General features: G+C 56.9%; 24 protein-coding genes. 8 read left to right on the forward strand and 16 right to left on the reverse strand.

Annotated elements, in window-relative coordinates; genetic code table 11:
• Positions 1-11 precede the first annotated feature (11 nt).
• The 9 genes from ACQY4Z_RS13260 to ACQY4Z_RS13300 all read right to left on the reverse strand — a co-directional run bounded on the left by ACQY4Z_RS13260 (position 12) and on the right by ACQY4Z_RS13300 (position 7913).
• On the reverse strand, positions 12-1193 hold the full coding sequence (locus ACQY4Z_RS13260) for a UxaA family hydrolase (RefSeq protein ID WP_428521968.1): 1182 nt from the start codon (positions 1191-1193) through the stop codon (positions 12-14).
• A 13-nt stretch (positions 1194-1206) separates the two neighbouring features.
• The gene (locus tag ACQY4Z_RS13265; protein ID WP_428521970.1) at positions 1207-1497 is read right to left on the reverse strand and encodes a UxaA family hydrolase; all 291 of its coding nucleotides are present in this window, start codon (positions 1495-1497) and stop codon (positions 1207-1209) included.
• Positions 1498-1507: 10 nt separating this feature from the next.
• Positions 1508-2503, reverse strand: a complete 996-nt coding sequence (locus ACQY4Z_RS13270; protein WP_428521972.1) for a zinc-dependent alcohol dehydrogenase — start codon at positions 2501-2503, stop codon at positions 1508-1510.
• A complete protein-coding gene (locus tag ACQY4Z_RS13275) occupies positions 2500-3252 on the reverse strand; it encodes an SDR family NAD(P)-dependent oxidoreductase (protein WP_428521974.1) in 753 nt (250 codons plus the stop codon). Before ACQY4Z_RS13275 ends, ACQY4Z_RS13270 begins: the two co-directional genes overlap by 4 nt.
• Before the next feature lie 4 nt (positions 3253-3256).
• Positions 3257-4570 carry a histidinol dehydrogenase gene (gene hisD, locus ACQY4Z_RS13280; RefSeq protein WP_209180247.1) on the reverse strand — a complete coding sequence of 438 codons (1314 nt, stop codon included), beginning with the start codon at positions 4568-4570 and terminating at the stop codon, positions 3257-3259.
• Between the two features lie 8 nt (positions 4571-4578).
• The gene (locus tag ACQY4Z_RS13285) at positions 4579-5910 is read right to left on the reverse strand and encodes a TRAP transporter large permease (RefSeq protein WP_133952539.1); all 1332 of its coding nucleotides are present in this window, start codon (positions 5908-5910) and stop codon (positions 4579-4581) included.
• An 11-nt stretch (positions 5911-5921) separates the two neighbouring features.
• Positions 5922-6437 (reverse strand): TRAP transporter small permease, encoded by a 516-nt coding sequence (locus tag ACQY4Z_RS13290; protein ID WP_428521977.1) that lies wholly within the window; start codon positions 6435-6437, stop codon positions 5922-5924.
• Between the two features lie 123 nt (positions 6438-6560).
• Positions 6561-7703, reverse strand: coding sequence for a TRAP transporter substrate-binding protein (locus tag ACQY4Z_RS13295; protein ID WP_428521979.1), 1143 nt, complete (start codon positions 7701-7703; stop codon positions 6561-6563).
• A gap of 42 nt (positions 7704-7745) precedes the next feature.
• Positions 7746-7913 (reverse strand): hypothetical protein, encoded by a 168-nt coding sequence (locus ACQY4Z_RS13300; protein WP_428521981.1) that lies wholly within the window; start codon positions 7911-7913, stop codon positions 7746-7748.
• A 185-nt stretch (positions 7914-8098) separates the two neighbouring features.
• Between ACQY4Z_RS13300 and ACQY4Z_RS13305 the strand changes: the two genes are divergently transcribed.
• From ACQY4Z_RS13305 to ACQY4Z_RS13340, 8 genes are all read left to right on the forward strand, one after another.
• The gene (locus ACQY4Z_RS13305) at positions 8099-9085 is read left to right on the forward strand and encodes a LacI family DNA-binding transcriptional regulator (protein ID WP_428521983.1); all 987 of its coding nucleotides are present in this window, start codon (positions 8099-8101) and stop codon (positions 9083-9085) included.
• Between the two features lie 141 nt (positions 9086-9226).
• A complete protein-coding gene (locus tag ACQY4Z_RS13310) occupies positions 9227-11230 on the forward strand; it encodes an alkaline phosphatase family protein (protein ID WP_428521985.1) in 2004 nt (667 codons plus the stop codon).
• 418 nt (positions 11231-11648) lie between these two features.
• On the forward strand, positions 11649-12974 hold the full coding sequence (locus ACQY4Z_RS13315) for a tyrosine-type recombinase/integrase (RefSeq protein WP_428521987.1): 1326 nt from the start codon (positions 11649-11651) through the stop codon (positions 12972-12974).
• Positions 12975-13038: 64 nt separating this feature from the next.
• Positions 13039-13872: a hypothetical protein gene (locus tag ACQY4Z_RS13320; protein WP_428521989.1), complete on the forward strand. Its 834-nt coding sequence runs from the start codon at positions 13039-13041 to the stop codon at positions 13870-13872.
• Positions 13873-13972: 100 nt separating this feature from the next.
• Positions 13973-14197, forward strand: coding sequence for a helix-turn-helix transcriptional regulator (locus tag ACQY4Z_RS13325; protein ID WP_428521991.1), 225 nt, complete (start codon positions 13973-13975; stop codon positions 14195-14197).
• Positions 14194-14418, forward strand: a complete 225-nt coding sequence (locus ACQY4Z_RS13330) for a hypothetical protein (RefSeq protein ID WP_428521993.1) — start codon at positions 14194-14196, stop codon at positions 14416-14418. The genes ACQY4Z_RS13325 and ACQY4Z_RS13330 overlap by 4 nt, the downstream gene beginning before the upstream one ends.
• Positions 14409-14723 carry a hypothetical protein gene (locus ACQY4Z_RS13335; RefSeq protein ID WP_428521995.1) on the forward strand — a complete coding sequence of 105 codons (315 nt, stop codon included), beginning with the start codon at positions 14409-14411 and terminating at the stop codon, positions 14721-14723. The genes ACQY4Z_RS13330 and ACQY4Z_RS13335 overlap by 10 nt, the downstream gene beginning before the upstream one ends.
• A 64-nt stretch (positions 14724-14787) precedes the next feature.
• Positions 14788-16866, forward strand: a complete 2079-nt coding sequence (locus ACQY4Z_RS13340; RefSeq protein ID WP_428521997.1) for a DUF6371 domain-containing protein — start codon at positions 14788-14790, stop codon at positions 16864-16866.
• Positions 16867-17051: 185 nt separating this feature from the next.
• On the opposite strand, the gene ACQY4Z_RS13345 is transcribed toward ACQY4Z_RS13340, so the two are convergent.
• From ACQY4Z_RS13345 to ACQY4Z_RS13375, 7 genes are all read right to left on the reverse strand, one after another.
• Entirely contained in the window at positions 17052-17321 is a 270-nt protein-coding gene (locus ACQY4Z_RS13345; RefSeq protein WP_428521999.1) for a glycine zipper 2TM domain-containing protein, read from the reverse strand.
• Entirely contained in the window at positions 17318-17710 is a 393-nt protein-coding gene (locus ACQY4Z_RS13350; protein WP_428522001.1) for a hypothetical protein, read from the reverse strand. Before ACQY4Z_RS13350 ends, ACQY4Z_RS13345 begins: the two co-directional genes overlap by 4 nt.
• Before the next feature lie 84 nt (positions 17711-17794).
• Positions 17795-18811 carry an alcohol dehydrogenase AdhP gene (gene adhP / locus ACQY4Z_RS13355; protein WP_428522003.1) on the reverse strand — a complete coding sequence of 339 codons (1017 nt, stop codon included), beginning with the start codon at positions 18809-18811 and terminating at the stop codon, positions 17795-17797.
• 81 nt (positions 18812-18892) lie between these two features.
• A complete protein-coding gene (locus ACQY4Z_RS13360; RefSeq protein ID WP_428522005.1) occupies positions 18893-19642 on the reverse strand; it encodes an SDR family NAD(P)-dependent oxidoreductase in 750 nt (249 codons plus the stop codon).
• An 87-nt stretch (positions 19643-19729) separates the two neighbouring features.
• Positions 19730-20500 carry an SDR family NAD(P)-dependent oxidoreductase gene (locus ACQY4Z_RS13365; protein WP_428522007.1) on the reverse strand — a complete coding sequence of 257 codons (771 nt, stop codon included), beginning with the start codon at positions 20498-20500 and terminating at the stop codon, positions 19730-19732.
• A gap of 59 nt (positions 20501-20559) precedes the next feature.
• Positions 20560-21750 (reverse strand): carbohydrate porin, encoded by a 1191-nt coding sequence (locus ACQY4Z_RS13370; protein ID WP_428522009.1) that lies wholly within the window; start codon positions 21748-21750, stop codon positions 20560-20562.
• A gap of 358 nt (positions 21751-22108) precedes the next feature.
• Positions 22109-23029 carry a helix-turn-helix domain-containing protein gene (locus tag ACQY4Z_RS13375; RefSeq protein ID WP_428522011.1) on the reverse strand — a complete coding sequence of 307 codons (921 nt, stop codon included), beginning with the start codon at positions 23027-23029 and terminating at the stop codon, positions 22109-22111.
• Between the last annotated feature and the right edge of the window lie 78 nt (positions 23030-23107).

Below are 23107 nucleotides of genomic sequence, written 5' to 3' on the forward strand. Positions count from 1 at the left end.
ACCAGTCGGTTTTAAGCGCTGCGGTAGAGTTTGGTCATCGAGAATTCCCGGTGACCCAGCGCTTCGGCAGCCGTGTTCCGGCCATTGGCGGTGCGGCAGATCATTTCAATCAACGCATCGCCGGCTTCATCGATGGTCATTTCCCGGCGCAAAATGCCGGACACATCAACGTCAACGTGTTCGCTCATGGTGCGAACCGTGCGCGGGTTGGCGGTGATCTTGATCACCGGCACGATCGGGTTACCGACCACATTGCCCTGCCCGGTCGGGAAGGTATGGATCACAGCCCCGCCCGCGGCCATCAGCGTCACGCACTCCGCAGCTGCGGACGATGAGTCCATGAAGTAGAGGCCATTGCCCGACTTCGGCGCCTCGGCAGGATCAAGAATGTCGATGTACTGCGAAGTGCGGCCGATCTTTTCCAGGTTCCCGAGGGCCTTTTCCTCAATTGTGGTCAGGCCGCCCTCGATGTTGCCCTTGGTCGGCTGGCTGTCGGAAAGGTCGTCCGTCTGGTGCGCGAAGATGACGTCGTCCGAATAGGCCTTCCACATCTTGTACCAGCGCTCGCCAACTTCCTCGTTGATCGCACGCTTCTGGCAGATGTGCTCCGCTCCTGTGATTTCCGAGGTCTCGCCGAAGAAGCCGGTGATGCCCTCCGGCAAGAGCTTGTCGTACATGTTGCCGACGGTCGGGCAGGATCCGAGACCGGTGGTGGTGTCGCTCTCGCCGCATTTGGTAGAGACCCAAAGCTCGGAGATAGAGCACTCTTCGCGCTGGTACTCGGACGACATATGGACGAATTCCTTCGCAGCCCAGGATGCCTGTCGGATCGTCTCGAAGTCCCCTTTCTGCTCAATGGAAAACTCGGCGACCGGCTTGCCGGTTTCGCGGATACCGTCGGCAATGCGTTTGGTCCAGCCCGGCTCGATGCCAATGACAACGACGGCGGCAACGTTGGGGTTGGCGCCGGTGCCGATTATGGTGCGGAAATGCAGTTCCAGATCTTCGCCAAACTGCAGACGGCCATAGGCATGGGGGACGGCCAGCGTGCCCTTGACATTGTTGGCAACGGCTTCACAGGCGGCGTTGGAGATATCGTCGACGGGCAGAATGAGCACGTGGTTGCGGACCCCGACCCGGCCGTTTTCGCGCCGGTAAGCCTTCACCGTCATATTGGAGTATTTGGTAGACATTTCGGGCGGCTCCTTACCAGCGCTTGGTTTTGCAATTGTGGGTGTGGACGTGGCCGCCCTTTGGAATGTCGGCAATGATTTTGCCGATGTCTTCGCCGTATTTGATGGCGGTATCGCCATCTGCGAGGTCTTTCAGCGCGATCTTGTGGCCAATCGGCACGTCCGCGCCGGCGGTCAGGCGGAAAGTGGAATTGTCGTGGGTGACACAGCACAGCATGTCGGTGCCGGCCGTCAGCCCTTCCACAACCACCACACCGACGTTGTCGGCATGTTCGTGGACGAGAAGATGGGGAATTTCAGACATAATTGTCTCCTCAATTATCGGGTGTGAGTAGTATTTTGGGAACAGCGACCGCGCCTTGGCGCAGGTCGGTGAAAGCTTTGAGGCCGTCGGACAACGGCCGGACTTCGGTCCAGTCGAGAGTGCCCAACCGGCCATCGAACATGGCCTTGGCGGTCTCGCGGAAGTCTTCGGCGGTGTAGGTGTAGGTGCCGATGAAGGTGATTTCCTGCAGCGTCATCCGCCGGATATCGAGACCGCCGTCAGACGACCCAAGCCCGATGTGACTGATGACCCCGCCTGCCTTGGCCAGTTTGGTTGCCGTTGCCCGTGTTGCGGCATAACCGACACCGTCGACGATCAGGTCATAATGCCCGCTCGTCTCAGCTTGATCCGGGGTCAAAACCTCGATTCCGCAGGATGACTTGAGAAACTGTGCCCGCTCCGCATTCGGTTCGATCAGTCGGACTTGAGTGATGCCCTGCGCCTTCAAGGATAGAGCTGCCCCAAGACCAATGGCGCCGCCGCCAATCACCAGCGCTTTTGCCTCTGACGGATCTGATATCAAGGCCCGTTTCGCGAGGCGCACGGCATGCCAGCCGCAGGCAATGGGTTCGGCCAGTGCCGCCTGGGAATCCGTGATGTTGTCTGGCACCACGACAAGGTTGCCTTCCGGCATAGCGAGGTAATCCGCAAACCCACCTTCGCGAGGCGGCATGGAGATGATCTGCCTGTCCGGGCAAAGATTGTCCCGGCCAGACTGGCAGGCCTCACAAATCCCACAAGTGACCAGCGGGTTGACGGTCACCCTTTTTCCTTCAAGCGGGCCCGATACAACGGTTCCGGCAACTTCATGTCCAAGAATGAGCGGTGCCGGGCGGCGTTCATCATGGCCAAGAAAGGCATGCATGTCGGAGCCACAGATGCCGGTGTGGGCCACCTTGATAAGGGCTTCGCTTGCCGAAGGGGTCGGATCAGCAACATCCCGGTAAGCCTGCGTTTCCGGGCCTGTGTAGACAAGGGCTTTCATTTTGCGGTGAAACCCCCGTCGACCATCAGGACTTGGCCTGTGACGTATCGGGACGCATCCGAGCACAGAAAGAGGATTGGCCCGTCGATGTCGTCGAGCGCTCCGTTGCGGCCGATACAGGTCTGGGCGGCATTGCGCTGCGCCCGGTCTTCATCGCCGAAGACGGCCGCCGTCAGTTCGGTTGGGAAAAAGCCCGGGCCAATTGCATTTGCCGTGATGCCGTCTTTCGACCAGGCCTCGGCCATGGCTCGGGTCAATTGGCCAATGCCGCCCTTGGAAGCTCCGTAAGCAATGCCGCCCGGGAACGCCCGTGTTGTCTGAAGCGAGGCAAAATTGACGATCCGGCCCCAGCCTTTTTCCTTCATGGCGGGCGCAAGGGCCTTGCTCAGAAAAAACGGTACGGTGAGGTTGAGCATCATGGTGATGTCCCAACCGGCATCCGTCACATCATCGGCGGCTTCGCGGGTATTGATCCCAGCCGCATGGACCAGAATTTGAGGCGGGCCAAATGGTTCTGCAATGCTATCTGCAATCTGGGCAAGGCTCTCGCGATCACTCAAATCTGCCGCGACGGCTGCGGTCGAACCGCCGGTTTCCTGCCGCCACTTCTCAAGGTCAGCCGCACGCCGGGCAACGCCCACCACGGACGCGCCCGCCTGGGCGAGCACCGTCGCTGCGCGCCGGCCGAGACCCGAGCTGGCCCCGGTGACGCAAGCAACTTTTCCGGATACGTCAAACAGACCGGACATGGCCTTACTCTGCCGCCTCCGCGCTCAAGTCGAAGTTCTCACCTGGGAAGTACTTTCGCAGCCGGATGTCGGCGGTGCGGGCGTGCCCTTCCATGCCTTCGAGGCGTGAAATGCGCGCCGTTGCCTCGGCGACTGGCTTGGCGCCGTCGCGGGTGGCCCGTTGCCAGGTGACGATCTTCATGAATTTGTGGACCGACAAGCCGCCAGTATAGGACGCGGCGCCGGAAGTCGGCAACACATGGTTGGTGCCCGATGCCTTGTCGCCGAAGGCAACAGTGGTTTCTTCGCCGAGGAACAAGGATCCGTAGCAGGACAAACGGTCCAGCCACCAATCCAGATCTTCGGCCTGCACCGTCAGGTGTTCAGGAGCATAAGCATCAGACGTCGCCGCCATCTCCTCACGGGTATCGCACAGGATCACTTCGGCATAATCGCGCCAGGCGGCTGCAGCATTTTGGCTGTTCACCTCGGGCAGGTCATCAATGAGTTTTGGCACCAGCGCCATAACCTCTTCGGCCAGAGACCGTGTGTCGGTGACGAGCCAGACCGGTGAATTGTAACCGTGTTCCGCCTGTCCGACGAGATCGGCGGCAACCACTTCCGGATCCGCTGTCTTGTCGGCGAGGATCAAGCTGTCGGTCGGCCCTGCAAACATGTCGATCCCGACCCGGCCGAACAGGATCCGTTTAGCTTCGGCGACAAACTGGTTCCCGGGGCCAACAAGGATGTTGGCCTTTGGCAGACCAAACAGGCCGAAGGTCATGGCGGCCACACCCTGGACCCCACCCATGGCAACAATCTTGTCGGCGCCGCACACATGAGCTGCGTAAATGATCGCTGGGTTGATACCGATACCGGGCCGCGGCGGTGAACAGGCGACGATGTTTTCGCAGCCGGCCACCTTGGCGGTCGTAACCGTCATGATCGCGCTGGCGATGTGGCTGTAGCGTCCTCCGGGGATGTAGCAGCCCGCCGTGTTGACCGGGATGCTTTTCTGGCCGGCGATGAGGCCCGGGACAACCTCAACCTCAATGTTCTGGCAGGTCTCGCGCTGGGCCTCTGCAAAGCGCTTGACGTTGGCGTGGGCGAACTCGATGTCGCGTTTCAGTTTTTCCGGGACCTTGGCACTTGCGGCCTCGATCTCGGCATCGCTCAGGATGATTTCGCCGTCATACTTATCGAATTTGGCGGCATACTCCATCGCAGCGGCGTCGCCACCAGCTTCAATCGTATCGAGGATCTCCTGAACGATCTTTGTGGTCTCCGACGCATCGGTTTTTGAGGTGAGATCTGCTTTCTTCAGATATTCAACGGTCATGGCAGAGCCTACTTGTAAATTTCAGGCAGCAGCGTGGTTGAGATTGCCGGCACGTAGGCAATCAGCAAGGTCACGGCGAGCATGAAGAGGACGAAGGGAACGGCCCGGGCGGCGATTTTCAATATCGATTCACCTGTGAGGCCGGAGACGACGAACAGATTGAGACCGAGCGGTGGCGTGATGAACCCGACACCGAGTGCAGTGATCATCATGATGCAGAACTGGATCTCGTTCATGCCGATGTTGTCGGCGAGTGGTTTCAGAATTGGCGCCAGGATCACGATGTTTGGCGTGGTTTCCATGACGCAGCCCGCGGCGATCAAGACCAGGATCATCATCATGATGAGCACCCAGGGCTCGTCGCTGATGCCGGTGGCGACCGCCACAAAACCTTGCGGCACACCAATGATGGCAAGGGCCTCGGCAAGGGGGATGGAGAAGGCGATGATCGGAATGATCACACCATTGACCTTGGCCGAACTCACCAGCATGGCCGGGAAGTCCGAGAACCGCAGCGTTCCCAGGATAAAGCCCATGACGATGGTCACAACGACAGCAGTGGCGCCGGCTTCTGTTGGGGTCAAGCGGCCGGAAAAGATGCCGTAGAAAATGATCACCGGAACGATGAAGGCATACCAACCCGATTTGATGGCAACCCACAAACGGGAAAAATACTCATTCATGCTGATGTTGCCACCACCTTCCCAGCCATAGAGCCGGTTCATGATGATGTTGGTGGCAAGGATCGAGACCAGAATGGCAAGTCCCGGAATAACGGCTGCAAGGAACAGTGTTGATGCGGAGATACCCAGCACCAAACCGATGATGATGTAAGCGATGGATGGCGGGATCAGAATGCCGGTACAAGCACCGGCTGCGACCAGGGCACAGGCATAGGGGCGCGGGTAGCCGCTTTCCACCAGCCGGTCGATGGTCATGCGGCCCACAGCTGCCGCGCCGGCCGCGTCCGAGCCGGAAATGGCTGCAAACATGCCGCAGACAAGGACGGTGGCAGAGCCGAAGCCACCTTTTGCGAATTGCGTGAGCGCTTCTGCCACATCGAGAAATTTTCGACTGAGCCCGGTTCGGACCAATGCATCCCCGGTCAGGATGAACAGCGGTACCGCCGTCAATGCGAACGCATCGATGCCACTGAAAAGCTTTTCGCCGACCAGGGACAGGGGAAGTGCCCCGGACCAGACCAGCATAAGGCTCGCGGCGGCGCCGATGGCAGCCCAGACCGGTACCGCAAGCGCGACAAGCAGAACGAACAGGAGAACCGGACCGTAGAAATCCCAACCAAGTTCAATTGTTTGCGGTTGCATATGTTGCCAAAGCATAGCCGCCCCCTTTAGTCGAAGAGTTTGTCGCCTTCGTAGACGGGCTTGCCATCACGAAGGTCGCGGAAGTCGCGCAGGAACGACTGGGCGAGACGGAAAAGGATAAGGGCGAAGCCGAGAGGCACGGCGCTCAGGAACCAAACTTGCGAGATGCGCAAGCCGTGTGTCACCGATCCGAACTTTGCAGAGACAAGCACGGTTTCAAGCGACCAATAGAACGCAATGACCGCCACGATCGCCATGATAATGTCGCCAAAGATGTAGAGCGCAGCCTTCACCTTGGGGCTGACATACTGCATCAGGACGTCGATCCGGATATGACCACGCTCTTTGACCGCAGCCGCCGCCCCGATCCATGCGAGATAGATGAAGGAGTAACGGACAATTTCCTCGCCCCAGATCGACGAGAAAGAGAAGACTTCGCGCCGAACCACTTCAATGAACATGGTCAGCACCAGCATGACGTAGAACAGCAGAAGCAGCCAGCGCTCGCCGTTCTTGTCTACAGCTTGAAGGACAGATGACATTGGCACTCCTCGACCGTTCCCATCAGACGGCATGCCTGACGCGGTGGTCGCTTGAACAGGGAATTGGAAAGCGCACAGTGTGGACTGCCGGCGCTTTTTGGGCGCCGGCAGAAGTGTTCGTCCTTAGGCGTCGTGCACGTACAGACGGCCTTGTGTATTGGCAGCTTCTTCGAGGCGGCCGAAGGCTTCCATGGAACCGGCCAGCTCAACCTTGAACTGATCCCATTCCTCGCGCTGATATCCGCCTGCAGCCTTCCATTCGGCCAGCTGATCGTCTGTCAACGAGTGGAACTCAACGCCTGACTTGGCGAGTTCGGCCATCGCATAAGAGCGGGCAGCCGGGACCTTCGCAAGGTTCTGCTGAGCAGTGATTTCACCTGCAAACTCAATGCCTTGCTGGACATCAGCTGGCAAGGAGTTAAACCACTCGAGGTTCATGGAGTAGACCTGACTGTCCGGCACCGCCTGGGTGAACGTCACATGGCTCAGGATGTCTTTGAAGCCGAAGACGTAGAGTGCGCCGACGGATGGATCGAGTGCATCGGCAACGCCCTGCTTGATCGCGGAGGGTGTCTCACCCCAGGCAACCGGTGTCGGATTCGCGCCCACCATGCGGTAGTACTGCTGAAGCATGGCAGATCCCGGCACACGGAACTTCACGCCATCGAGGTCAGCTGGAGTGATGACTTTGTTGCCGCCCTTTCGAACCGCGACGACTCGCGGATCAATCACAACGTAGAAGAGTGCCTTGAAACCCGATGCTTCGATCTTCGGGTGGACTTCCTTCTTCCAGGCTTCGGATGTCACGAGGTTGGTGAAGCGCTGGTTGGAGCCGCAGAAATACGGCATGTTGATCAAGTCAACTGCGGATGCGAACGGAGCGAAGTTGGACAAGGAGTGCTGGGCTGCCTGGATGGTGCCGCCTTGAACCGCTTGGGCAAGTGCGCCGCCAGCGCCGAGCTGACCGCCCGGTGCGAGTTTGACGTAGACCTTGCCGTTTGTTGCGTTCTGGATGTTTTCTTTCAGGTCCAGCTGCATGATCGGGTAGCTGCGGGACGCCCCGAGGACATAGGCGGTGGCCAGTGTCATCGTGTGGTCGGCGGCCTGCTCCCGCTCGCGCTCCTCCTGCGCGGTTTGGGCGACAGCTTGGTCGGACCAGAGAGTACCTGCTGCACCAGCCACCACCGCAGCGGTGAATGCGCCAGCGCTGCTGAGCTTCAAGAAATTGCGGCGCTCATGCGAGGCCAAGTCTTCCGTCTTTTTCATGATTTCCTCCCAAGAAATCCTGTCTGAACCTGATGATGCCGGTTACTTGTCTGCTTCCTTCTTGAGCACAGCCGCGGTGAACGCCGCCGAGACAGCGAACAGACACAGCATTTCTCCGACATTTCCGAAAAACGGTGTTCCACCAAAGGAACCAATCGACACGTTGATCACGAAGACGGCAAAGAGACCGCCTGCCAAAGCTAAAAGCATGATCACCTCCCAACGATCAATTCTCCCGGCTGAAAAAAATGTAAGCGCTTACATTTTTCATTGCAAGCACAAAAATGGTTTTGTTTAATTCATAAGCCCTGTAAGGCGGGTCCAACGTTATGTGACAAACCGGTTTCCGAGCGGTTCGATCGATGGAAGAAATTTCAAAATCGCCTGACACTTCAGTGCCAACACTTGCTGATGTTGCAGCAAGAGCTGGCGTGTCGACGGCAACCGTTTCCAGATGTTTGAACACACCGGACCGCGTCACGGAAAAAACGCTCAAGACCGTCATGGACGCCGTCAATCATCTTGGCTATGCGCCGAATTACAGTGCGCGCGCGCTCGCTGCCGGACGGACAAACATGATTGGCGCCATCATTCCTACGATGGAAAACGCCATTTTTGCGCGCGGCATCCAGGCTTTTCAGGAAGAGCTACAAAAGAACGGTTGCACGCTTCTCGTTGCCAGCTCCTCCTACAGGCAGGATCTCGAAGAAGAGCAAATCCGGACACTGACCGCCCGCGGCGCGGATGCCTTGCTCTTGATTGGGTATCAGAGGGATCCGCAGATCTACGAGTTTTTGAAAAAGCGCAAAATCCCAGCGGTTCTGACCTGGGCATCGGAACCGTCGCAGGACTTTCTGTCCGTTGGCTTCGACAATCGCAAGGCCATGAAGGAGCTTGCCGCAGACGTCATTGGCAAGGGGCACCGGACACTCGGCTGTATATCGGCTGATACCGCGACAAACGACCGGGCACGGGAACGCGTGGAAGGCATTTGGGCGGCAATGCGGGATGCCGGCCTTGACCCGGATACTTTAAAGGTTGTCGAGACGTCTTATTCGATCGAAAACGGCGAGGCGGCCTTCCACCAGTTGATGTCCGGCGCAGGTGCGCCGACTGCCGTTATGTGCGGCAACGATGTTCTGGCCGTTGGCGCCTTGAGGGCCGCGGCCGAACTGGGTCTTCGGGTTCCGGATGATGTCGCCATTACAGGCTTTGACAATATCGAGTTGGCCTTTGTCGCGCCTGTCCCGCTGACCACTGTCCATGTTCCGCATCGGCGGATGGGTCAATTGGCGGCCCGCGCTCTGATCGAAGCATTAAATGGGCAGTCTCCGGAAAGTGTTGAGCTGCCAACAGAAGTCCGCCATCGCAACACCTTGTAAGTCCGGGCAGCTAATCTCATTTGTTTTTAATTAGATACGCTGACATTTGTAAAACCTTGCCTGCAGCCCTAACTGTCCAGTTTGTGTGTAGAACGTGCCGGCGCGTTGCAAACGGGATGGCTGTCAGTTTGGAGAACGTTGTTGAGCGATCCGAAGTCGCAGAAATCTGATTTGCTTCCCACTGTATTAGCCGGACCCATCATCCGGCGTATCCAGTCAGACCGTTTGGCAATCTGGCTTGCAGTTCCGGCGCAGGGCCCGGTCAAACTTGAGCTGTTCCCGCCAGAGATGGACGCGCGGATCTTCGAATTGGACCCAGCAGCACCAGAATTGTTGTGGCTAAGGGCAGGAGACCAACTCAGTTATCTTCTGATCGACCTCGTCCTGTCTGATCCCTTGCCGGAGGAGGTGTTGATACCCTATCGGCTAAGCCTTTTTGTAGAAAACCCAGTGGGCGACGGGCCCAGATGGGAAGACCACACGCATTGGGCGAAAGATCTTTGTTATCCGGGCCGCGAACTTCCGTTCATTCGGATCCCGAAGAAAGTCTCTTCGGTCATGCACGGCTCATGCAGGAAACCGCACAGCTCCTGTGCTGACGGACTGGTTGCTGCCGACCGGGCTGTTGAGCAGGCGATTTCCGACAACGAGGCGCAACACCCCATGCCGGAGTTGTTGGTCCTGAGTGGAGACCAGGTCTATGTGGACGATGCTGCTGGTCCGATGGTGCAGGCCATCACCGCGCTGGTCCACGCCCTGGGCCTGCCCGATGAAAACCTGCCCGGGATTGAGCCTGGGGCGCCGGCTAGTGGAACTGATCTGCGGGATCAAGGCGGCTTTTTGTACAAGCGGGACCAGCTTCTTCCGAAAATCGATCAGAATGCCTCGGTCTTCGATGTCCTGTTTGGTGGGACGCAAAAACCGATCTTCACATCCCTGCATGCCAGAAATCACCTGATGACCCTGGCTGAAATGCTGGCGATGTACCTGCTTGTCTGGTCACCGGCCTGCTGGGATGTGTTACCGGCGCGTGTCGCGCCAGAGGATCTCTCGGACAAAGACCGGCGGATGTATGACCGGGAAGTCCGGGATATTGGTGGATTTGTCAGCGGGCTTGCCAATGTTCGCCGGTTGCTGGCCCACATACCGACAGCCATGATTTTTGATGATCACGATGTCACCGACGACTGGAACCTCTCGCTGGCCTGGGAAGAGGCCGCTTACGGGCATCCGCTTGCCCGGCGGGTCATCGGCAATGCGCTCATTGCCTATGGCATCAATCAGGGGTGGGGAAACCGGCCGAAAACCATTCGGGCAGATCTGAAGACCGTATTCGAGGCGGCCCTGCAACGACCGGGAACCGAAGACCATGAAGCGGCGATTGACCACATTCTGGATTATGAGAAGTGGGATTTCGAATGGCCGACCGATCCGCCCTTGATCGCGCTGGATACGCGGACCCGCAGGTGGCGCTCTGAGCGCAACAGCCACTTTCCGTCCGGCCTTCTCGACTGGGAAGCTGCAACGGAATTACAGGCCCGGCTGCGGAACAAAGATGCTGTTTTGCTGGTTTCGGCTGCGCCGATCTTCGGAGTAAAGCTGATCGAGTCCGTCCAGAAACTGTTTACGCTCCTTGGCAAGCCGCTGATGGTGGATGCGGAATACTGGATGGCCCATCCAGGCACGGCGAGCGCGATCCTCAATATTTTTCAGCATCGGAACACGCCCAAACACTTCGTCATTCTGTCCGGAGACGTACACTACTCCTTTGTCTATGACGTGGAGTTGCGCAACGGGCGGCAGTCGCGCACCCGGCAAGCCGGTCAGAACCCGGAGATCTGGCAAGTCTGTTCCAGCGGCATCAAGAACAAATGGCCGGACCGGTTGCTCGCCGTTCTGGATCATGGAAACCGCTGGGCGTTTGCACCGCGCTCACCGCTCAACTGGCTGACAAAGCGCCGCGGCATGCGCATCATTCCGCGCAAGCCGGAAGGCACACCGCACGGACGCCGTATTTTGAACGCCCCGGGGATCGGTTTGGTTGAACTCAGTGACGATGGCGCGCCCGTACGGATCAGCCAGCTGGCTTCAACCGGCGAAATCTACGACTTTGAACGCCGGGAAGACGAAGCGCATTACAGCTGAGATCCCATGTATCGTCACAGTCACAAAGCTGGTATGCTATAAGTCATTGAAATAATTGGTGATCCCGACAGGATTCGAACCTGTGACCCTCAGATTAGGAACCGAATTTTACTTGTGCTATACTTTCATGTAATTTGCGATAAAATGCGATAATTCAATATATTAAGAATTTTTGTCTACGATGGCGTATTGACGATTTCGCTTCTATTTGATTACATCTGTTGACCATGTGCTTACCAGAATGGCCGGTAAGCCGCATTTGCGTAAAGTCTGAGGGCATAGGGTTCCATATAAATCCCGATCTGCCGTCAGAAGTCGTCAGGCCGTCTAAACGCGAAGCATTCCAGAAGGTTGCCGTTGTTTCAATGCGTTGCAGCCTACAGGAAAGCTGTGCCAGCTGTCAGGAGCTCGGAAGACAATGCCCAAGTTGTCCAAACGCCGGATCGATGCGGCAAAGCCGGGCGGAAAAAAGTACTTTCTCTGGGATGGCGATCTGAAGGGATTCGGCGTGGTTATTCTGCCAAGTGGCAAGAAAAACTTCATCGTGCAGTTCCGAACACTTGAAGGGAGGTCGCGCCGGTTGACGCTTGGTCTTTACGGGGCGCTTACACCGGATGAGGCGCGTAAACTGGCCATCAAGGCGTTGTCGGAGACCAAACATGGCCAAGACCCAATGGCGGACCGTCACAAGCTCCGGAGAGCGCCGACCGTCAACGACTTGATGGTCAAGTACATCTCCGAGTATGTTGAGTTGCACAACCGGCCAACGACGCTGAAACACGTCAAATGGATGTTCGAGACGGTCATTGGTCCCAAGCTTGGCTCGTTGAAAGTTGCAAGCGTAAAGCGAAAGGACATCCTGCAGGTTCATACCGGTCTTGCCAAAACACCGACCAAGGCCAATCACATGCTCGGATATTTGAGCAAGGCGTTCAATCTGGCCGAAATGTGGGAATGGCGTGCGGAGCAGACCAACCCGGTGCGCGGTGTCAAGAAATTCAAGGAGAATGCCCGCGACAGATATTTGACCAACGAAGAATTGACCCGTTTGGGGGTCGTGTTGGACGAAGCGGAAACCGAAGGTTTGCCGTGGATTGTGAAGGCGACGGGCCGGAATGCGCGGCACGTGGCAAAGAGCCCGGAACTCAAACGCGCGCCGGTCAACGAAATGGCAGTCAAGGCGCTACGGTTGCTCCTGATGACAGGGGCGCGCCTCAATGAAATCATTTCCCTGGAATGGCGGCACGTTGATTTTCATATCGGCACGGTTGCCCTACCAAGCCGCAAGGGTGATGGCCGTAGGCCACACCCTGTGAGCTCTGCCGTGATGGATATCCTTGCCGATCTAAGCAAGAACCGGCGCAGTCATTTCGTGTTGCCGCGCGACAACGATCCGGACGAACACGTGTCCCGCGAGGTCATGGAGAGCAGCTGGCGACGCATCCGGCATTTTGCAGAAATACCTGACGTTCGCATTCATGATTTGCGCCACACGGTCGGCACCTATGCCGCTCAAGCGGGCGGAAACGCATTTCTTATCAGTCACTTGTTGAGGCACAGCAATATTCAAGTTACCGATCGATATGTCTCTCAGGACTTCAATCCGATCCGGCTTTTGTCGGAAGCTATCGGGCAGCGGATTCTGGAAGGAATGGGAAAGTATCAGGCCACTGATGCTGACACTGTGAATGCGCCTGCGCAACTTCTGCCGCCTGCATACGAGGACAATGGAAATCAGGATTAGAGTCTAGATATTCAATCTATGCGCGAGTAATGTATGGAAAACAATCTGAATTCTGAGCGATAAATTGTCTGGTTTTCTTCGGTCCGAACTTTTGAACATCTCGGCTCTCACCTTTTCAGAGGTGTTTGAGACTTTGGTTTGGAGCTCTGCAGAGGTTCAAAGCGCTCTGGAACGCGTATCGCGTGAAAATGCCGAGAAAATTTCCGACCCAAACGCGTTTCTTTGCAGGTACGGAAGCTACAGAATAAATCTCTGTTTTGATGTCGAGGGGCAAACGTTCTGGATGACAAGCGGGCGGGTAATAATCGGAAAGACACAGCCTCTCTATGTCGATCCCCATGAACGGCGCTCGCGAAAACGCAAAGCCCCACGAATTAAAGTCGAAGACGATACCGTTATTTCAGCCTGGCCCGACAGGGACGCCGAAGCTGTCCGGAGTGTCTGGCAAAAGCTCGCTTCCATGTTCAAGCTTATTTCCGATGGCCGCGTCATTGTTTCAGCACGGAGCCAAAACGGGAACGCTGTAACATTGCTGGTGTCTGATTGGTCTACCCAACCTGAAACGCTGTGGTTCAACTGGAAGGAAAACTCGCTCAAGCGGTATCGGAAAAAGAAGCTGGTGCAAGTCTTCGAGTGCCTGGAGTTCAATCTAAGCACCAATGAGCAGGAACAATTGACCCGAAACGGCCCTATCTCTGAACCAAGGGTAGGTGCCTGGATGGCGGAAACATTTTTCGAGCGGAAAAGATTTGCGACAAGGAGACCGTCTGGGAGCTTGCGAAAGACAGATTTCCGAATCTGTCGCATCTCAAGTTTAAGGAGGTTTGGAAAAACACAGCCCCGAAAGACTGGAAAAGAGCAGGTAAATTTCCTGAAAAAGATAAGAATATCAATTTGATAAATCAAATCAGGCAAGCAATCTGAATTGCTTAACCTATTTTAGTCGGCACTTTTCGAAGAGCCTCAAACCATCGCGAACCCAAACGGAGACGATGGTTATGGAAAGACCTCAAGAGAACTCAAATTCCAATCTTTTGAACGAGACCAAGGCAGCCGAGTATCTCGGCCTTTCGGTTCGGACACTGCAGGCCTGGAGGGTCCGCGGTGGGGGGCCAACTTTCGTCAAGGCAGGAAGGGCGGTCCGGTATCGGCCGGATGATCTGAATGCCTGGATCAATGAGCGTATGGCGGCTTCCACCAGCGCTCTGGAGGTCCGCACATGAGACCTCCCAAATTAAGCATCTTTAGTCCGGCGCTTCAGCAGTTCATCCAGTTTGCCCAAGCGATCTGTGGCAAGGAATTGCCAGCTGCGGAGAGCATCCCAGCAACACTGTCAGGCTGTGGGGCGGTCGAAGTCTGGGCCATTCCAAAAGACCCGGAACCCGGTTTGGACCGGGTTCTCATTGCGCGGATCGAACTGGAGGTGCGGTCACCATGCCGGTAACTCCAAGTATCGACTTCGCCCGTATTGCCAGAACAGCGTTGATACATTCCGACAGTCTGTGCCGCCGCTGGCTTCCAGGTGGGTACCAGGATGGTAGGGAATGGATTGCGCGCAATCCGCGCCGGACCGATCGGCGACCTGGATCGTTCAAGGTCAATCTCTCCACCGGGCGGTGGGCCGACTTTGCGACGGGTGACAAGGGCGGCGACCTCGTCGGATTGGCCGCCTATATTTTCCGCATGCCCCAGAAAGACGCAGCGCTTCGGATTGCTGAGATGTTGCGTGTGTCTCCCTATGACAGCTGATCCCTTTGCGCCAATATTAGGCGGTGCGCAATCGAACCAAGGCACAAGGAACCGACGCTGCATTGTGCCCGTTCCGGAGACTGCACCGGAAGTCCCGTCCACGCATCCGAAGCTAGGTCACCCCTCGAAGGTTTGGCGCTACAAAGACCTGCGAGGAGACCTTCTCGGCTTTGTCTGCCGCTTTGAAGAAGAAAACGGGGCGAAGAGTTTCCGGCCGCTCACGCTCTATGAAGAACCGGGGGCGCTTCGATGGCGCTGGCAAGCCTGGCCCGACGATCGGCCTCTCTATGGATTGGACAAGCTGGCAGCCAAACCGGCGGCAACGGTTCTAGTGGCCGAAGGTGAAAAAGCCGCAGATGCCGCTCAGAAGCTTTTGCCGGAGTTTGTCACGATGACCGCCCCGGGCGGGTCAAACGGCGTTGCGAAGGTGGACTACTCACCCTTGAAGGGCCGCACCGTCATCATCTGGCCGGATGCCGATGAACCGGGCCAGAAATATGCCAAGGCGGTCTGCGCTCAAGCGATGAGTGCGGGTGCTGCTTCTGCAGTTGTCCTTTCACCGCCGAAAGACGTCTCACAGGGGTGGGACGCCGCCGACGCCTCGAAAGCGGGTTGGACATCCAAGCAAACGGCCGATTTTGTCCGCCAAGCAGAAGAAACAGAGACTTCAGAGCCTGAAATACCCAGCAAAACAACCGCGCGAAAATCACGGTCTGCACACAAGAAAAAGAAACGGGGGTCGATCCTGGATGCGGCCAAAGACGCGGAGCTCTGGCATTCCCCGCAGAAACAAGCCTACGCCACCGTGCCGGTCAACGGGCACGCCGAGCACTGGCCTTTGGACAGCAGGAGCTTCAAACGCTGGTTTTCGGCGCGGATCCACGAGTACTTTGTTCATATTCCCTCCGGCCAGTCCATCTCGGACGCCCTGCGCATTCTGGAAGTCAAGGCGCTGGAAGACGGCCCCTGTTTTCAGCCCTACGTCAGAACCGGATTTGATGGCGAGGCTTGTTGGCTGGATCTCGCGGACGATGGCTGGCGCGCTGTGCGCATTACCCGGCATGGATGGGAGGTGATTGACCAACCACCGGTGAAATTCCTGCGCACTGAAACCATGGAAAAGCTTCCAGAGCCGGAGAAGGCTGTGATGATCGAAGAGCTGCGGCCCTTCGTGAATGCCAGTGATGACGATTACAAGCTGATCGTTGCCTGGTTGGTCGCAAGCCTCTTCGGAAAAGCAAGAACCTATCCGGTTCTGGCGCTCGGGGGAGAGCAAGGCAGCGGCAAGTCCACCATGGCCAGATTGCTTCGCAGCCTGACCGATCCAAGCCATGTGTCGGCTCTTTCAACACCAAAGGATGAACGGGACCTGGTCGTGATGGCGCTGAACGCCCATGTTCTCTCCTTCGACAATGTTTCGAAGGTCGAGCCCTGGTTTTCCGACGCGATTTGCCGTCTCGCCACCGGGGCCGGGTTTATCACCCGCAAGCTTCATTCCGATGGCGATCCGTTCTGGTTTCAAGGGTCAAAGCCGGTCCTCTTAAACGGCATTCCAAGCCTAACGGAGCGGGCCGATCTTGCCGAACGGTCCTTGACCGTGCGGCTTCAGCGGATTGATGAAACGTCCCGCCAATCGGAAGACGCGTTCTGGACGGCATGGGAGACCATCCGGCCCGGCGTTCTGGGCGCGTTGCTCGACGCAGTCTCTGCCGCACTTCGGAATTGGGACACCACCGATCTTAAACAGAAACCGCGCATGGCGGACTTTGCGCACATGATGGCCGCGGCTGAACCGGGGCTTGGTTGGGAGGCGGGCGATTTCATGGAAGCCTATACGGCCAACAGGCAGGCCACAACAGAGGCGGTGTTTGAGTCCGATCCGGTCGCGGTCGCCATTCTGAAATTCATTCAGGAAGAACATCCCACCAATGGCTGGGAGGGGACCGCCACGGAGTTGCTCGGCCATCTCAATCGGATCGTTTCCGAAGACCTTCGCCGCTCCCGTTTTTGGCCTGCAAAGCCGAATGCACTTGGGAATGCCGTCGATCGGGCCGCCCCGCTCTTAAGACATCGCGGCATTCAGATGACGAAAAGGTCAACGGGAGCGAGACGATTGATCATCCTCTGCCTTGGACATGAGTGAAAAGGAGACTCTTACCATTTGGTATTGAGGCTATTAGCTCAGTTTGAGCTTTTTGATGAGCAGAGCGGGCACCTGTTGTGATGAGCATACGATTGGTTCGGCCTAATGACTACGCGCGAAAATCCTGCAATGGCGTTCGTTTGGCTCCTAAGAGCCATCAGTCGCAACTATGGAATCCTCAAGCATTAGTAATTCTGCTTGTACCGGCGCTGATAGTTGTCTGCTCTTCGCTTATCGATGGTGCGATTTCCAATGAAACCACCCAACAGTGACCCACCGATTATCGCGGCTGTCTTGCCGGTTCCAGATCCGAATGCACTGCCAACGACACCGCCAAGAACTGCCCCACCGACCGTTCCAACACCTGCCGGAGCACCGCCTTGGCACCCTGTCAAAATGAGGGCTGCCACTCCCACAGAAGCAATGCGCAATCCAGCCTTCTTCGGAGCGCTCATTGTTTGAACTCCAGTGCTTCCTTTAAGGTCAAATGTCCATCCTTGTCGCGGTCTGCCGCATTGAAGTCCGCAAGTTTTTCCTGCATCACCTCATCGAAGCTCAGCTTGCCATCCCTATTGCGGTCATTGTCGGTGATTTCCTCGGGATCCGGATTTGTCATCTCGTCTCGCTCGATGAAATCACTTTGATCGACATCTGCGGATATGAACAGATTGATCAACTCGGTTGCGAATTCATCGCGGGAGAGCTTTTGATCATTGTTGGTATCGTACAAACCGAAGATCGCAGTTCTCTCTTCCACGGTGCGTTCTTGAGCAAGGGACACCGTGCACAACAACAACGTGGCAGAGATAGCAAGCATGCCGGAAAGGGGTTTAGACTTGATCATATCTACTGTTCCTGTTGAGCCATTTCGCTTGGGTGTTGTGTCCTACGGTCGAGAACTGCCTCAAGCTTGTTTGTTTGGATGGATCTAAATCGACATCACAATCCGGCCATCGATCGTTCCAGCCTTCATTCGGTCGAAGATGCTGTTCACATCATCAAGGGTTTCTTCCGTGAAATGCGCCGCAACCTTGCCTTCCGCTGCAAATGCGAGGGACTCCGCCAAATCCAGCCGCGTCCCAACGATGGAGCCCCGGATTGTTTTGCGGTTGAGGACGGTATCGAAGATCGACAAAGGAAAGTCTTCCGGCGGCAAACCGACAAGGCTCATGGTGCCGCCGCGTGCAAGCATGCCCACACCCTGCTCAAAGGACTTGCCAGCCACGGCCGTGACAAGAACGCCTTCAGCGCCACCGCCTGCCTGCACTTCTGCGACGGGATCACATTTGAACGCATTGATGACCTGGTCTGCCCCCAGCTTGGTGGCCAGATCCAGTTTTTCGTCGGCGATATCGACGGCGATGACATGAAGCCCCATGGCCTTGGCATACTGCACCGCCATGTGCCCCAGACCGCCGATCCCGGAAATGACCACCGTCTGGCCCGGGCGGGTGTCGGTTTCCTTCAGACCCTTGTAGACGGTGACCCCGGCACATAGCACCGGCGCCGCGGGGGCATATCCAAGACCATTGGGCAGATGTCCCACATAATCCGGATCAGCGAGTACATAGTCTGCAAAACCGCCATTGACGCTGTAACCGGTGTTCTGCTGATCATTGCAAAGCGTCTCCCAACCGCCCATGCAATGCCTGCAGTGGCCACAGGCCGAATGCAGCCAGGGGATCCCGACGCGATCTCCTTCCTTGACAGAGGTGACGCCCTTGCCGACTTCCGCCACCACACCAACGCCTTCGTGACCGGGAATGAAGGGAGGCTGGGGTTTGACCGGCCAATCTCCATTCGCTGCGTGGAGATCCGTATGGCACACACCAGAGGCCATCACCTTGACGATAATTTTTCCGTCTTTGACCTCCGGCTTTTCGACCTCGCTGATGTCCAGCGGTGCACCGAACTCACGGACCACTGCCGCTTTCATTGTGGCCATATCTGATCTCCCTTCACGTTTCACAAAGTCCGCAGCCGACCCTAGCCCAAGCGTCAGACATGGTCAAGGGTCTTGCCATGATCAGCAGGATTCGCCGCCGTCGGCCATGTAGACGGCCCCGGTAATCCAGGAACTGGCATCGCTGCTCAAAAACAGCATGACCTCGGCGACTTCCTCCGGCTTGGCGAACCGGTGAAGCGGGATTTTGGCTTTCATGGCGTCGACGATTTCCTTGCCGCCGGGCGAGGCTTCCACCCGGTCCATCATCGGTGTGGCGACCGGTCCCGGATTGACCGTGTTGACGCGGATGTTCATCGGCGCCAACTGTTTGGCTGCCGAGCGCATCAGACCAGTCGCCGCATGTTTTGAGGTCGTGTAGGCAATCAACCCCCCTCTTGTCGCGGCAATGGAAGATGTGATCACGACACTGCCGCCGCCGCGGCTCTGCATGGACGGGGCGACCGCCCGGATGCCGTGGAACGGACCTTTGACATTGACCTCCCAGGGAAAATCAAACGCACCGTCGTCAATGTCCAGGATGTTGGCGTGATCACCTTCAACACCGGCATTGGCGACAAAAATATCGATCCCGCCATAGCGCTCTTCAGCCGCCTTTGCCATGGCAATGTTGTCTTCCGCTTTTGTGACATTGCCGGTCACGTAACTGACGTTTTCGGAGCCGATATCTTCGACCGCAGCCTTGCAGGCATCTTCGCTGAGATCTGCGATCAATACCTTCGCGCCTTCCTTGGCGAAGAGTTCTGCGGCGGCCTTGCCGATCCCGCTTGCGCCGCCTGTAATGATGGCGACCTTTCCGTCCAGTCTGCTCATTGTTTTCTCCTGCCGGACATTTCCGGCTTGATCTTTTCAGGTGAGTGTTGAACCCGCGTGGGTGCCGGGCCGGTGTCGTTATTTCAATCAGTAGGCGGAGAAGCCGCTGTCGGCGGTGATGATCGATCCGTTGACTACGCTCGATTCATCGCTTGCCAGGAACAAAGCAACCTGCGCGATCTCGATGGCTTGAGCTTGCCGCGGATTGATCGCCATCCCGGTAAAGACCCGGTCCTTGATGCGGTCAGAAACGGCCGACAGATCACCATAGGTCTCGCTGATATTGGTGGCGGTGGAGCCCGGTGCGATCATGTTGCAGCGAATGTTGTCCTTGGCATACATGTGAGCCGTATTGAGCGTCATGCCGACCATGGCATGTTTTGCCGCTGTGTAGGATGCACCCGCCCGGCCGCCCCGGATCCCGGCAATCGAGCCGTTGTTGACGATCACTCCGCCGCCCTGTTTGAGGAACTGCTGAACGGCAGACCGCATGCCATAGAAGTTCCCGTTGAGGTCAACATCCATGATCAGGTTCCAACCCTTGTCCTCGACATCGCCAATGGGCTGGAACTGGTCCATGATCCCGGCGTTGTTCACCAGAACGTCGAGCCGTCCGTAGGTGTCGACGGCTTTTTGAACCATTGTTTCCACCTGTGCCTTGTCTGCGATGTTGGCAATGGTCGTGGTCACCTCCTGGCCCTTTGCCTTCACTTCGCCTTCAAGTTCATCCAGGCGGTCCTGGTTGATGTCTGCGGCGACGACCTTTGCCCCTTCATCGAGAAACAGCAACGCCATTTCCTTGCCCATGCCTGACGCGGCACCAGTGATGATTGCGACTTTGTTGTCCATGCGGCCCATTTTGGATCTCCCTTGGTTGGATCTTTATCGAGTGTCGTTGATTGCTGGTGGAACTTTGCTCAAAAGGTGAACCGCGACCGGACGCCGAAAATGGCGATGTCGTTGTCTTTCGGATTGAGCAGTGGATTGTGGATGTACTGCGCGTTCGGCGTGATCATCAGGTTCTTGGAAAGGTAATAGTTGTAAAAGCTCTCGACAGTGAGCTGGCTGCCGAGGCCGATCGAGGACTGGCCGAGGTTGACCCCGATCCCGAAGAGGTCAGCGCCGTTTCGCATCTTCTTGGTGAAGCCGCCCATGATCGCAGCGTTGTAGCGCGGGGCGTCGCCGTCCGACCATCCGAGACGCACGAACGGATTGTAATCACCAAAGGTCCAGCTTGCAGACAAGACGACCCCGGCACCATCATCGATGTTCGCCTCATCCCGGGCGTCAACATGCCAGACCGTCAGGCTGATCTTTTTCTCAAAGCGCTCGGCCTGTGACGGCACCCAGCCAATCTCAGCCGCCTTCCAGAACTCCGGTCCATCCACGAAAGGTGTGACATCATCCGAGGCGTTGCCGTTGGCATCAAAGGCTCCGGCGACACCATAGATGTTGTCGGTAAAATAGTGCCCGACCAAGCCCCCCCAGCTGGAGGCGGGCAGTGCGATGGACGTGTTTTGTTGAAGCTCGTTGTTTTGGAAGCCTGTCCAGGGATTGGCGAAGCCGTGCGTGTAGAAATAATCATTGGGATCAATGCGCCCGACTACAAATCCGGTTTTGCCATCCCGAAACGGTTGAGCCCAGTAAAGGTGGACCAGGTCCCACTTGCTGTCCGACAAAATGACTGACGTCTGACCGACAAATCCGATTTGCTGGCTCAACTGGGTCGGCGTGACACCATTGCCGATTTTGTGACGATGATCGACGGTGACCGCCAGCCGTCCAGAATCCGGGTTGTCCCGGCCGAACGGGGTCCAGTTTCCGGTTACGCGCAGGAGACCGGCCGAGGAGTAATCCGGATCCTGGAGCACCGGATTGGCATGCTGATAAACGTAGTGATAGTGCCCACCGAATTTGACGTTGGCCGTCGTTTCAAGGCGTCCCTTGAAAGCGAACCAAGGCTGCATGATCCGGTCCAGGCTCTTCAGGACATAGTTTGGCTTAGTATCCTTTTCCCGCCGGTCGATATCTCCCAGAAACACCTCCGGTACATTGGGGCCGCCAAACGCCGGAAGGGTGGTAGCAGAAACCGGTGTGTCCTCGGCCATTGCGTTCGCGCCACCCAAACCGACCGCAAAAATCGCAAGAATGGCAACGGCTTGTGTTCGAAAGAGCCAGCCGCAGCGGTCAGATGGACCGCTGGACTCAGGTCGATCAGCGATGAACTTATAATGCGATCCACCCCAACATTTCAGAGAAGGGAGACAGCCGCTTGAAGATGGTTTGTCCATCGATACGCCACGTGCTTTCAGTAACGACGCGGACGGTAAGATTTTGAATTAAAGAGCGATATCCATATTCCGACAGGATGGTCGTAGAAAAACAATATACATCTTTTCCGGGAGGTGCCCGAATGCAGCAGCTCGTTGACCGTCAAGAGCCAATGCCCGCCAACGTGGCCTCTCTTCAGCGGTAGGGCAAAACCTGGCTTGGCAGGATCCCGAAATGCTCCCGGAAGATCGACGGGAACCGGCCGAGGTGTGAGAAACCGCTTTCAAGGGCCAAATCCGTTATGCGCCGGTTTGGCCCCTCCGACTGCACCAGTGCCTGGCGCACGTGTTCCAGTCTCAAGGCCTTCACATAGTCGCTCGGGGATAAGCCGGTTTCCGCATAAACGAGGCGCTGGAGCGACCTTTCGCTCAGGTCAAGGACATCACACATCGCATTGCTTTTGATCTGATGCGACAGGTTCTGAAGAATGTAATTCCGCAACCGGCCGAATTGCTGGCGACGGTTCAGCAAGGAGGCATTAAAATCAAGGGATCGTTGGGAATGTGCGACAAGGGCTTCGATGAAAAAATCGTCCAGCCTGTGGGTTAAGACAGCCTCGTCGTCCGAACCAAACTTGTCGAACAACTGGTTTGCACGTTCAATGTGCCGATCCGACACATCCAAGGGGCCGGCATGTCTTGGGATCGGCACGGTATCCCCCAGTCGATGTGCCCGAAGGATGTCACTTATTTTCGTTTGGGCGACAGACGCGGTGAGCATGAATGCGCCCGGTTGGGTAACAATTTCAACTTCCTGGTTCTGCGGGACGAAGTAGAGCGAGGCAGAGGATGCATCATGCCGGTGCAACCGGGTTTTGGACGGATCCTTGATCAGGATGAAACTGCACAATCCGGCCCCGGGGACTCCAATGCACTCCACCGATCCGAACACCGCTTTCCGGTTATACCCCCAGTCGTCACGATTGTGCTGGCAGACCGCGACCTGGAGATCGCCCCGGGTCAATTGGGTGTACTGCGCCTGGTATCCTGACCGGACCGCAAATTCATTCAGGATGTCAACGTCCCAAACCTTGTAGATTGCATTCCTGTTCGGCATTTCAGCTCCCAATCAACCCAGTCGGTGTCGTTTCGAACAACACGACGTTCATTGCGCTACGGACCAACTTTATGTTCT

This window comes from Roseibium sp., assembly GCF_965276855.1.
GTDB lineage: Bacteria > Pseudomonadota > Alphaproteobacteria > Rhizobiales > Stappiaceae > Roseibium.